The organism is Curtobacterium sp. MMLR14_010, from assembly GCF_001865015.1.
In the GTDB taxonomy this organism is placed as follows: domain Bacteria; phylum Actinomycetota; class Actinomycetes; order Actinomycetales; family Microbacteriaceae; genus Curtobacterium.
The window spans coordinates 1-205 of record NZ_MJGV01000052.1; the positions used below are offsets into that span (position 1 = coordinate 1).

The window sequence follows — 205 nt, forward strand, 5'->3', positions numbered from 1 at the left end:
CTCGTCGTCGGGCAGCTCGGCCGCGGACACCCGCACCTGCCGCGCAGCCGCGACGTCGGCGTCCCGCCACCGGGCCAGCGTGAAGTTCCGCGTGACGTCCCGCAGCGGCAGCCGGATGGACTCGTCGGCGTCGATGCCCGCGAGGAGCTGCCGCAGGCGGATGACCTCGGAGTCGAGCTCCCCGCCGACGACGAGCACGAAGTTG

1 pseudogene is annotated in these 205 nt (G+C 74.1%); it reads right to left on the minus strand.

From position 1 onward, the window contains the following. Positions 1–205, minus strand: a pseudogene (locus BIU98_RS19495) (ribonuclease BN); the annotation flags it as partial.